This window comes from Roseateles sp. (genome assembly GCF_965229315.1).
Classification (GTDB): Bacteria; Pseudomonadota; Gammaproteobacteria; order Burkholderiales; family Burkholderiaceae_C; genus Pelomonas.
This window is the reverse complement of sequence record NZ_CBDDJA010000001.1, coordinates 699810-711658: the sequence shown is the minus strand read 5'-3', so window position 1 is coordinate 711658 and position 11849 is coordinate 699810. Positions and strand designations below refer to the sequence as shown.

General features: G+C 71.4%; 8 protein-coding genes. 1 reads left to right on the top strand and 7 read right to left on the bottom strand.

Annotated elements, in window-relative coordinates:
• Nucleotides 1-77 precede the first annotated feature (77 nt).
• Entirely contained in the window at nt 78-758 is a 681-nt protein-coding gene (locus ACO07H_RS03320; RefSeq protein WP_422011089.1) for a class I SAM-dependent methyltransferase, read from the top strand.
• Between the two features lie 33 nt (nt 759-791).
• On the opposite strand, the gene ACO07H_RS03315 is transcribed toward ACO07H_RS03320, so the two are convergent.
• From ACO07H_RS03315 to ACO07H_RS03285, 7 genes are all read right to left on the bottom strand, one after another.
• Complete coding sequence (locus tag ACO07H_RS03315) at nt 792-1286, bottom strand: hypothetical protein (RefSeq protein WP_422011087.1); 495 nt, start codon at nt 1284-1286, stop codon at nt 792-794.
• A 95-nt stretch (nt 1287-1381) separates the two neighbouring features.
• Nucleotides 1382-2389 carry a hypothetical protein gene (locus ACO07H_RS03310; protein ID WP_422011085.1) on the bottom strand — a complete coding sequence of 336 codons (1008 nt, stop codon included), beginning with the start codon at nt 2387-2389 and terminating at the stop codon, nt 1382-1384.
• Nucleotides 2386-2910 (bottom strand): (2Fe-2S)-binding protein, encoded by a 525-nt coding sequence (locus tag ACO07H_RS03305; protein ID WP_422011083.1) that lies wholly within the window; start codon nt 2908-2910, stop codon nt 2386-2388. Before ACO07H_RS03305 ends, ACO07H_RS03310 begins: the two co-directional genes overlap by 4 nt.
• Nucleotides 2911-3528: 618 nt before the next feature.
• A complete protein-coding gene (locus ACO07H_RS03300) occupies nt 3529-6351 on the bottom strand; it encodes a xanthine dehydrogenase family protein molybdopterin-binding subunit (protein WP_422011081.1) in 2823 nt (940 codons plus the stop codon).
• A 122-nt stretch (nt 6352-6473) separates the two neighbouring features.
• Nucleotides 6474-7805 carry a M20/M25/M40 family metallo-hydrolase gene (locus tag ACO07H_RS03295; protein ID WP_422011079.1) on the bottom strand — a complete coding sequence of 444 codons (1332 nt, stop codon included), beginning with the start codon at nt 7803-7805 and terminating at the stop codon, nt 6474-6476.
• A 59-nt stretch (nt 7806-7864) separates the two neighbouring features.
• Nucleotides 7865-10990 carry a two-component regulator propeller domain-containing protein gene (locus tag ACO07H_RS03290; protein WP_422011077.1) on the bottom strand — a complete coding sequence of 1042 codons (3126 nt, stop codon included), beginning with the start codon at nt 10988-10990 and terminating at the stop codon, nt 7865-7867.
• Between the two features lie 175 nt (nt 10991-11165).
• A complete protein-coding gene (locus ACO07H_RS03285; RefSeq protein WP_422011075.1) occupies nt 11166-11849 on the bottom strand; it encodes an ABC transporter ATP-binding protein in 684 nt (227 codons plus the stop codon).

Here is an 11849-nt window from a genome sequence, read left to right as displayed (position 1 = left end):
GCTGTGAACCAGCGGCGCTGACCTCCCCGTGTCGCATTGCAATCCCGATCCATCACGGCAGGTCAACCGGAGGGCGAATGCCCGGCTATGAAGTCAAAGTCCAGACGCTCGCCATCGACGGAGCGTCGGCTCTGCACATCCGCTCGCTGCTGGACACCCAACAGTTCGTCGACCCGGCCGGTGCGGCCGAGGCCCTGGGCATCTCATCGGCGCAGTGGCCGCTGTTCGGCCAGGTCTGGCCCTCGGGACTGCACCTGGCCGCGGCGATGGCGGTAAAGCCGCTGCCCGAGGGCGAGCGCATCCTGGAGATCGGCTGCGGCCTGGCGCTGGCCAGCCTCGTCTGCCACCGCCGCGGCGCCGAAATGACGGCCAGCGACATCCACCCGCTGGCGGGCGCCTTCCTGCTGGAGAACCTGCGCCTGAACGACCTCGCGCCGATGCGCTACTGCCACGGCGACTGGAGCGAGGACGCCGTGGCCGCCGAGCACGGTGCACCGCGTGTGCAAGGCCGCTTCGACCTCATCGTCGGCAGCGACGTGCTCTATGAACGCGACGACGGCGGCGCGCTGGCGGCCTTCATCGACAAGCATGCGCTGCCGCGCTGCGAGCTGCTCATCGTCGACCCCAACCGCGGCAACCGCGCGGCGTTCGGCAAGCGGATGGCGGCGCTGGGGTTCGAGTTCAGCGAGACGCTGCTGGGTGCGGAGGCGGGGAGGGCGAATTACCGAGGGCGGTTGATGAAATTCGCGAGGGGCTGAATTGAGCGGCGAGCCATGCAACTTGAGGGCGTTTCAATCGCCCAGCTCTTCCAAATATGCGGCCATCGTCACGGCCGATTCCACATAGCTCAGCACTGCCTCTTGGGAAAAAATGGCGTCTGCCGAATGCACCGCTTCATTTCTCAATCGCCGAAGATTTTCGAAGACTCCCATTTGCCGCGGTCGGAGCAGCCCCCCTTTTTGGAGTCTCTGCATCAGGTTCTGCGGTCCGGGCATGGTATCCAGCCCTGTCCGTCTGATGGCATCTGCGGCAGCGGATTCCACCAGCAACCAAGCTTCCAGGATTGCGGACCTAGGTGCCAGCCCGGCTAGCGTCTGTAGCCTCTCTTGTGCATCTGACCGCGTAGCTAGACCTATCGTCAGATTTGGCTTCGGATCATCCTGAGGAACCGCCTCTTTGACCTCGGCCGCTAACTGCTTCGCTGCTTCTCCAAACTCAAGTTCCACGTCTTTGTATTTCAACCTCCGCAGAGAGCTGGCGATCTGAGGCAACTCTTTGCGGATCATCCAAAGCAGCGTAATCACTGTGGCGGGCCATGCCAGTGCTTCAATGATCTTGCTTATAAAAGTAAGGCAATCCACCAAGGCTCCCTGTTGATGGTCTATCGCTTCTGCAATTTAGACCTGTACTCCACCACCTGGCACCCCGCCCCCTGCGGGTTCTCGCAACACGCCGCCAGCTTCTTCAGGCTGTCCGCGAACTGCTCGTTCCACTGCGCGGGGCTGTGCAGGTTGCCCGGGCTCATCCAGTGCGACTGGGGGAACTGCTTGGACCAGTCGTCGCCGCCGGGTTGCGGCGCGCGGCCCGTCGACTGCTTCATCGCCACCTGGCAGGAGTTCATGTTGCCCATGCGGTGGCAGGCCGTGCAGGTGTTGCCGCGCGTGGTGATGCCGAAGGCGTCGAGCCTGGCCCACGCCTTCTTGAAGTCCGCGCCGATGGCCTTGGGCTCGTAGAAGCCGAACGGGTCGCCGGGCAGTTGCGTGGTCTGCGCAATGTAGGGGCTGTACATGAACGGGCCGCTGTCGTGGCAGCTGATGCACGCGGGCTGGCTCCCGGCGACCTTGGCGGGCGAGAGCCAGAGCTTGTCGGCCGGCGGCGCCTTCACGCCGTCCGGGCCGGGCGGCGCGGGCCTGAGCGTCAGCGTGCTGGGCGACGGCACCCAGCGGCCGTCGATGCCGGCGCCTTCGCTCAACGGCGCCCGGGCCTTGGCGGTGAACCAGCAGGTCTTGCCGTTCTTCAGGCTGTGCGAGATGACGTTGATCTCATCGAACAGCGGGCTGCCCGCGGGCCGCGCGACCTGCTTGCGGCAGACGGCGCTGATCTGCGCGGCCTTGTCGTCGCGCAGCACCAGGGCGCGGCTGCCGGGCACGCATTGGCCCTGGCTGCCGGCGTCGTTCTGCGGCAGCAGGGAGGGGCGGTCGCAGGTGGCCGGCGCCGGTTGCGCGGGCACGGGTTTGCCATCGACGGTGATGGGAATCTCTTCGCCCGCCATGCAGCTGAACGCCGGGATCTCGCTGATCTGCGCGGCGCACTGGCGGCCGTACTCGAACAGCGTCTCGGCCCGGGCGGTGCCCGCGAGCAGTGGCAACAGCAACAACAAGGCTCTCATGCCGTCACCAGGCCTTTCTCCGCCAGCACCACGGCGCGGATGGCCTGGTGGTAGCGGGCGTAGCCCGTGCAGCGGCAGATGTGCTGGCCCACCGCGTCCTCGATGGCGGCGTCGAGCTGCTCGCGCCGGACGGGCTGCGCGCGCAGGCGGCCGAGCAGCATCTCTGTGGCCATGACGAAGCCGGGCGTGCAGTAGCCGCACTGGAAGGCGAAGTGGTCGAGGAAGGCCTGCTGGACCTTGCTCGGCTGCACCATGCTGCCGGTGCCTTCAACGGTGGTGATCGACTGGCCTTGCAGCAGCGCCACCGGCGTGGAGCAGGCGAGCAGGGGTTGCGCCTGGCTGCCGGGCACGCGGCGCGCGGCCACGGTGCAGGCCTTGCAGACGCCGATGCCACAGCACAGGCGGGTGCCGCTGAGGCCCAGCTCTTCGCGCAGGAAGTCGACGAGAGGGAGGTCGGTGGGGACCGTCGTGTTGACGGGGTGGCCGTTGACGTTGAATTGGACTGTGACTTGGTCAGTCATGGTTCGACCCCTTGTGGTGCTGGCTGCTCGCCGCAGTTGCTCCTTTCCAAGCGTGGTGCCGGGAGTTCGCCCCGGCGGGCGACTCACTTTTTGGGCCGCCAAAAAGTAAGCAAAAAGCTCCCCCCTGACCGCCCCGCCCTTCGCTGCGCTTCGGGTTCCCTGCGGTACTCAGCCCCGAAGCCCCGCGCCGAACTCGCGCCGCTACGCTCTGCTCAGACAGGCGTCGCGAGTCAGAACTTGAAGTTCGCTGCGCGAACGGGCTTCGGGTCTTCCGTTCCTCGGCGGGGCTAAAAGGGGGCAAGCAGAAATACATCCATCGCCCGGACTTCGGGTTTGGCTGTTGGCTGTTCGGCTGTTCTGGGGCCTCCCCTTCTAAACCGCCGAGAAGCGCAGAAGCCCGGGGCGCGAGCGCAGCGAGCATCAACCACTGACTTCGCGCCCCTTTGTTTGAGCGCAGCGTAGCGAAGCGAGTTGGGCGCGGCCCCGGGCTTCGAGCATCGCAGGGGACCCCGACAGGGGCGGTTTCGCAGGGGAGAGCTTTTTGCCTACTTTTTGGCGGCGCAAAAAGTAGGTCGCCCGCGGGGGCGAAATCCCCGCTGGGCCTGGCCAACAACCCGCTCATGCCAAAGCCCTCGCAATGTCCGCCGCCGTGATCGGCAACGCCCGAAACCGCTTCCCCGTCGCATGCGCAATCGCATTGCCGATGGCCGGCGCGATGGGGCACAGCACCGCCTCGGCGATGCCCTTGGCAGTGGTCTCGCCGGTGGGCAGGGGCGTGATGCCCATGCGCGCCAAGGGCAGGTCCGCACTCAGCGCGACGTGATAACGGTCCAGGTTCCAGCGCCCGTCACCCGCGCCCCCCGCCTCCAGCGGCAGGTCCTCCAGCAGCGCATAGCCGATGCCCATGGCGATGCCGCCCTGGGCCTGGCCCAGCAGCAGGTCGGGTTGCAACACCTTGCCGGCGTCCACCAGCAGCTGCACGTCGACGACGCGCGGCGCGAAGTTGCGCGGCCCGATCTCGACGGCCACCAGCACGCCCGACGGCGCATACAGGCTGCGGCCGTACAGCGCCGCCTCGGGCTTGGGCGGGATCACATGCTGGCGCAGCACCGGCGTCCAGGTCGACTGGCCGGCGGCGCGCAGCGACAGCCCGTCGATGGGCAGTTGCAGCGGCGGCCCGGCCGGCACGGCATAGGTGCCGGCCACCCACGAGCCTTCGTACAGGCCATGCACCATGGCGGCCGAGGTCAGCCCGGCCTGGTGGACCTGGGCGGCCAGCGCCTGCAGCGGCAGCGGCGCCAGGCCGGGGGCGACGAGACGCCCGGCGTCCCACCGCGTCCTGCCCTGCACCTGCGCCAGCGGCACGCCCCAGAGCGCCGCCGCCGCGGGCAGCAGCCCGGCCTGGAACAGCACGCGGCTGGCCTGCTCGGTGACGTGCACCTGGTGGAAAGCCGTCAGGCAGGCGCTGCTGGACATGGCGAAGCCCGCCGTCCAGTTGGGCTTGCTCCAGTCGCCGCCCGCATAGGTGCTGACGTCCAGCGCGTTGAAGCTGCCGACATCGCCCATGACGATGTCGTGCGCGTTGTGGCCCAGCCAGGCGGCGGTGGAGATGGCCAGCGTCGTGGCCGAGCCGTTGCCCATGTCGACGCAGTTGGTGCGGACCGCGAAGCGGCCGGCGGCGTCCATGGCGACCTCGGCCATGACGCCGTCCTTGCCCGTGCCATAGGCCTGGTTGGCCAGCGCGAAGCCGACGCCGTAGCGCACCCCCTCGCGCGCCTTGCGGCGTTGGACGGCCTCGCGGTCGCGCCACAGCGCGTGCTCGCGCGAGCGGCGGCAGATCTCGCGCAGCGCCATCGCCTGGGTCAGCGGCGCGCCGGTGATGGTGCGGTCGCCCTCGCGCAGCGCATTGAGCTCGCGCAGCGCGATGGGGTCGCGCTTGAGCGCCACGGCCACCTCGTCCACCAGCGTCTCGACGGCGAAGCTGGCCTGCGGCCCGCCGAAGCCGCGCATGGAGCCGGCCACGACCCCCGTGCTGGGCTGGGCGATGGCGTCCACATAGGCCTGCTTGATGTCGTAGCCGCTCAGGCCGCAATAGGCCGCCAGCATGGCGACGAACTGGCTGTAGTTGTTCTGCCCGCCGGCCGGCAGCACCTGCTGGCTGCCGAAGGCGATGAACCGGCCCGTCTTCGCATCCACCGCGATGCGCTGCGTGATGCGGCTGGCCAGCTGCTTGAGCCCGCCCTGGAACTGCTCGTAGCGGTCCTGGGCGATGCGCACCGGGCCGTCGGCCAGCGCGGCCGTGACGGCCAGCAGCGTGGGGAAGGTGGACACGTCGCGCCCGCCGAAGCCGCCGCCGGGGTAGCAGGAGTTCAGCACCACGGTCGTGACCTGGATGGGGCAGTCCTTGCCGAACAGCGCCAGGCTGTCGCCCGAGTCGCCGTTGGTGGCCTGGGTGCCCAGCACGAGGTTCAGCGTGCCCTGCGCCGAACGGTCCAGCCAGGCCAGGCCGGCCTCGGGCTCCATGAACATCGGGTCCAGCACCTGCGTCGAATAGCTGCCGCCGAGCTGCAGCACATCGGCGCTGGGCGCCTGCAGCGCGGTGTCGATGCGCCCACGCAGGCGGCGCGCGGTGCTGTTGTAGGGCTGGCTGCTGGAGTCGGGCTGGTAGGGGTCGGACGCGTAGCCCACCTGCACCTGCGAGAAGGGCTCGACGCCGGGCGCCTCATAACGCGTCAGGTAGTTGACCGGGCTGTAGGCCATCACCCAGGGCTGCTTCGGTGGCGGCGGCAGGCCGCCGGTCTGCACGACGCCGGGCTGGAACTGCAGCGCCCGCTTGGCGCGGCGCCAGGCGTTGCCGTCGGCAAAGACGAGGATGGCCACCGGCTGGCCATAGAACTGCGGCGCCGTGCCCACCGGCACCAGCAGCTGGTAGACGCCATCGGCGCCGGCGCTGGAGAAGGGCAGCTGCAGGTTCAGCGAGGCCAGGTCGCGCTGCGGCCAGGGATAGCCGGTGAGCGCCGTCTGCGTGATGGTCAGCAGCGGCACGGCGTCCACACCAGCCAGGCGCTGCAGGTCCAGGCCCGCGAAGACCAGGCCGGGCTGGGTGGCACGCAGGATCATGGCCGGGCGCTCGGCCTGCGGCCAGCCGGGCATGTCCATGGCGCGGAAGTCGCGGGCGTAGATCTTCTGGCCCGTCACCTTGGCCAGGCCGTCGATGCGAAAGCGCGCCTGGCCGGGGCCGCCGGACCAGTCGGGCGCGCCGGGCGGTGTCTGCGGCTGCACGGGCGTGCCTGGCGGCTGCGGCCGGGCACCCGGGTTCTTCAGCGCGGGCGGCTTGAAGGCCAGCGCCAGCTCATGCACCAGCAGCGTCACCGCCGCCGCACCGGTGCCGATGACGCGGCGCCGCGTCAGTTGGAATGGCCCGTTTGTGTTCTGCGACACACCTGTCTCCCTGCCGTTCGATGCGGGCGAGTGTGTCACCGCCGCACGCCCGCGGTGGGCCGAACAGACCCGGGAGATCTGCCGGGTTGCGCGGCGGCGCGACTGCGCTAGGAGACCGTCGGCTAACGGGTCAGGCGATAGATCAGCAGCGCCGCCCGGATCGCGCCGCGCTCGATGGACGCGATCTCCAGCCACTCGTCCGGCGTGTGCGCGCCGCCGCCCGCGGCGCCCAGGCCGTCCAGGCTGTCCACAAAGGGCGCGACGAACTGCACGTCGCCCGCGCCGCGCTGCCCTGGCGGGAAGGGCACCACGGCGCCCAGGCCCGCGTCCGCGCTGGCTTTCGAATACGCCTCCAGCACCTTCAGGTTGCCCGGCGTGGGCGCCATCGGCGGGTAGCTCTCGTGGAAGCTGATCTTCGAGCGCGTGCCCGGCAGCGCCTGCTCGACGATGGCCTGCATGCGCTCGCGCGCCTTGGCGCCCTGCTCGGCCGTGAGGTAGCGCAGGTCGCCGTGCACCACCGCGTCGCGCGGGATGACGTTGGTCTTGCCGAAGGCCTGGCCCTGGCTCTGCGCGCCGTCCCAGCTCGCGCTGGTGCCGGCCACCAGCGTGGCGGCGTTGAAGGTCAGGTCGGGCTCGATGAGCTGCTCGCGGAACGCGTTGACGACGCGGGCCGCCTCGTACACGGCGCCGAAGCCGTCGCGGCCGAACACGCCGGCCGAATGGCCCGTGCGCGCCGTCACCTGCAGCTGCCAGCCGCCCGAGGCGCGCCGGCCGATGGTGGCGGCGTCGCGGCCCTGGTCGTCCTTGGTGGCGCCCTCGAAGGCCAGTGCCACGTCGCTGTGCCTGGCGGCGTCGATCAGCGCGGCACGTGCCACCTCGGCGGGCGAGCCCACGCGCTCCTCGTCGCCGGTGAACACGGCACGCACGGTGCGGCCCTGCAATGCGCCGGCTTCGTTCAGTGCCTTCAGCGCGAGCAGAACGATGACGTCGCCGCCCTTCATGTCGGACACGCCCTGGCCGCGGACCTTCCTGCCATCGCTCAGCCACGGCGCCACGGGGCTGTCCTTCTCGAACACGGTGTCCAGATGCCCGATCAGCAGCACGCGCCGGCCCTGGTCGCCCACGCGCTCGGCCACCAGGTGCCCGCCACGCTGCATGGCCGGCGGCATGTCGACCCAGCGGGTCTTGAAGCCGATGGCCTCGAACTCGGCACCGAACAGTCGGCCCACCTCGCGCACGCCGGCCGGGTTGAGCGTGCCGCTGTTGACGAGCACGCTGCGTTCCAGCAGGGTCAGCGCGTCGGGCGTCAGACGCTTCACGTGGGCAACGATCTGCTGCTCCTGCGCGTCGAGCCCGTCGGCGCGCGCCGCGCCCGCGGCAACGGCAAGCGCCGCGAGCAGCGCAGGCAGGGACAACGAGCGGGCGGTACGGCGGGTGGGCTGGGCCTGGGTCATGCGCCAAGTTTGCGCCATCCGCGCGGCCACGCCAACGGCGGCCGTCGCGTGAACAGGTGCTACGACAGCTGTTCCATCCAGGCCGAGCGCTCGCCGCCGTCGGCGACGCTGCGCACCGTCTCCAGCCGCTTCTCGGTGCGCCAGCCGCGCAGGTCGTCCGGCGCCTCGCGCGGCGACAGGCCGTTGGCGCGCACGGCGCCCACGTAGCCGTCCCGGCCTTGTGCCTTGGCCGCGTACAGCGCCGAGTCCGCCAGCGCCAGGCAGGCGCGCCAGTCCCACAGCCGCGGGTGGCGCGGGTCCAGCGGGAAGGCGCAGAAGCCGATGGACACGCTGACGTGCACCGTCTCGCCGGGGCCGATCTCGAACGGCGTGTCGCGCACCGCGGCGCACACGCGCGCGGCCAGCTCGGCGGCGTCGCGGCGGTCGGTCTCGCGCACCAGCACCAGGATCTCCTCGCCACCCCAGCGCACCAGCGAGTCGGTCTCGCGGAAGACGTGCCGCAGCCGGTCGGCCAGCTGCACCAGCACCGCGTCGCCCGCCGCGTGGCCATGCACGTCGTTGACGCGCTTGAAGTGGTCCAGGTCCAGCAGCATGGGCACGAGGTCGGCGTCTGGCCCCGGGCCGTCGGCCTTGCCGTCATGGCCCGGCGTCTCGAAGCGGCGCAGGCACAGGCGCAGGTCCTCGTCCAGGCGCAGCTCCAGGTAGCGGCGGTTGCGCAGGCCGGTCAGCGTGTCGGTCAGGCTGAGCTCGCGCAGCTCGGCGGTGCGCTCGTCCACGAGGCCACGCAGCTCCGTCTCGCGGCGGCGCAGCGAGCGGGTGCGCCAGCGCATCCAGGCCCAGATCAGCACCAAACCCAGCAGCACGCCACCGGCACGCGCCCAGACCGTCTCCCACCAGGCCGGCTCCAGCTCGATGGGCAGCTGCAGCATCTCGGCACCCCACAGCTCGGCGTGCGACGTGGCGCGCACCTGCAGCGTGTAGCGGCCGGGCTTGAGCGGGCCGAAGCCGGGGTTGCGGCCGTTGGCGTCCACGCGCGTCCAGTCGGTGTCCAGGCCCTGCAGGCGGTACTCATAGCGCAGCCGCGTCGGGTCGGCGTAGTCCAGCGCGGCGAACTCGATGGACAGCGTGCGCTTGGCCGGCGGCAGCGTCAGGCCCTCGCGCAGCGCGCGCGTGGGGTGGTGGGGCTGGCCGTTCACGCGCAGGCCGCTGACCACCAGCGGCGGGCTGGACGGCACCGCGCGCCAGGCCTCGGGCAGCACGCGCAGCAGGCCGCGGCTGCCGCCGAACAGCAGGCCGCCGCCGGGCAGTTCGGTGCTGGCGAAGAACCAGAAGCTGCCGAAGCTGGCGCCCTCGGCATTGCCGAAGCTGTCGAGCCGGTCGGCGGCCGGGTCGTACACGTAGAGCTGGCTCCAGATGCGGCCCTGGCCGTCCTCGTGCAGGTTGCCGCCGTACAGGCCCTCCACGCCGTGGCGCTCGCTGACGCGGTCGAAGCGCGCGCGGCCCTGGGCGTCCCAGCCGCGCAGGCGGTGCAGGCCGCTGACGGGCGTGTCCACCCACAGCGTGCCGTCGCGGCTCCACAGCAGCGCCATGACGCTGGGGCTGGCCAGGGCCTCGCCCGGCGCCTGCGGCAGCGCGAGCAGCTCGCCGCCCGGCTCGCGCTCTCGGTACGCACCCTGCTGCCCGCCCACCCACAGCCGCCCGTCGGGCGCCAGGCGCAGTGCGTAGACGCCGCCCTGCAGCAGCGCACCGCCGCCCGGGTGCACGCGCGCCAGCGCCGCCGCCGCGGGGTCGGCCAGCCGGTACAGGCCCTCCTGCATGCCCAGCCAGATGCTGCCGTCATCACGCACGAACAGCTGCTGTGCACGGCCACCGTCCAGCGGCCAGTCGCGCAGCAGCCGGCCGGCCGCCGTGCGGTGCTCCAGCCGGCCGGCCGCGGCCATCCACAGGCTGCCGTCCGCCGCTTCGGCCAGCGCCTCGACGACGCTGCGCCGCTCGCGCGGCCACTCGCCCAACGTGGCCAGGTCGCGGCCCGGGCGGCCATCCAGGCGTGCGATGCGGCCGGCCTGCGTCGGTGCCAGCACCTCGCCGTTCTTCAGCGCCAGCACGGCGCGCACGTCGGCGGCGGCCAGCGGGCTGTCGGCCTCGTTGTCGGGGCCGCGCACGGCCAGCGCCGGGTGCACGAGGTGGCGCTGCACGCCCACCCCGTAGCCGCTGACCCACATCGCGCCGCTGCGCTCGCGCAGCAGGCCGCTGACGTCGTTGCCGGCCAGGCCGGTGATGCGGCGCGGGTCGTGGCGCAGCCGCGCCTGGATGACGCCACTGGCCGGGTTGATCCAGAACAGGCCGACCTTGCAGCCGGCCCACAGCAGCCCGTCGCTGGCCTCGGCCAGCGCGTTGACGGGCATGTCCAGCCTCTGCACCCAGCGCACGCGGCCCTGCTCGACGACGCCGATGTGGCCGTCCTGCGTGCCCAGCCAGATGCGGCCGCTGCGGTCCTCGGCCAGCGCCTGCACGTTCGCACCTTCCGGCAGGTCGGGCAGCGCCAGGTTCTCCCACGCGCCGTTGACCAGGCGCGCCAAGCCGCGCCAATGCCCCGCCCAGACGGTGCCGTCGCCGCCCACGCGCAACGCCAGGATGCGTTTCTCGGCCTGGCCGTGCCAGCGCAGCTCATGCGCCTCGAAGCGCTGGGTGGCCGGCACGTAGCGGTACAGGCCCTGGCCCAGCGTGCCCACCCAGACGGCACCGTCCCGGCCTTCGGCCAGCGCGCGGATGGCCGCATGCGGCCCCGCGCCGCCCTGGGCGCTGCCGTGCTGCTCGACGCGGTCCTGCGCCGGGTCGTAGGCCACCAGGCCCAGGAACTCCGTGCCCACCCACATGCGCCCGTCGGCCGCCGGCGCCAGCGCGCGCACCCAGCCCAGGCTGCGCTGCGCGGCCGTGTCGCCGGCCTGCTCGATGACGCGCAGGCGGTAGCCGTCGTAGCGGGCCAGCCCCCGGGCGGTCGCGATCCAGATGAAGCCGGCGCGGTCCTGCGAGATGGCCGGCACCGAGTTCTGCGGCACGGCAACGCTGCGGAACTGCACCTCCAGCGGGCCGGCGCCGGCATCGGCGCGCGCGGGGCCTAAACCTGACAGCAGAAACAGGAAGCCGGCCAGACCCTGGGCCAGGCCACGAACTAGGGGGTGCATGGGCCGCCATCCTAAGGGGCGGACATCACGGTGCCAGCGGATGATGTTCGGAAGGCGCGAACTTTTTGCTGGGTCGCGGTGCGCGCTGTCCTGGTCCGCGACGGCCGGGGTCTGGCTGTCTTGAACCGGGGGTGGCTTGGCGGCAAGTGCCGCCAAGCCACCCCAAACCCCCAAATCAACCCACCGTACTCATCGCATCCACCACCACCCGCCCATCCAGCAGCCGCAATGTCCGCGACGCCTGCGCCGCATGCGCCAGCGAGTGCGTCACCATGACCAGCGTCGTGCCTTCCGCGTTCAGCTCGCGCAGGATGCGCATGACCTCGGCGCCGTGCGCGCTGTCCAGGTTGCCGGTCGGCTCGTCGGCCAGCAGCAGGGCCGGCCGCGCGGCGATGGCGCGGGCGATGGCCACGCGCTGCTGCTGGCCGCCGCTGAGCTGGCTGGGGCGGTGGCCGGCGCGATGGGCGATGCCCAGACGCTCCATCACCTCGGCCACGCGCTCGCGACGGGCCTTGGCGTGCAGGTCGCCGTACTCCAGCGCCAGCGCGATGTTGTCGGCCACGGTGAGGTCGTCGATGAGGTTGAAGCTCTGGAACACGAAGCCGATGCGGCCGCGGCGCAGCGTGTTGAGCTGGCGCTCGCGCCAGCCGGCCACGTCCTGGCCGTCGAACCAGTACTCGCCGCCGCTGGGTGCGTCCAGCAGGCCGAGGATGCCCAGCAGCGTGGACTTGCCGCAGCCCGACGGGCCGGTGATGGCGAGGTATTCGCCGGCCTCGATGTCGAGGTCGATGCGGTCCAGCGCGGTGGTCTCGATGTCGCCGGCGCGGAAGGTTTTGGTCAGTTGTCGCAGCTTGAACAT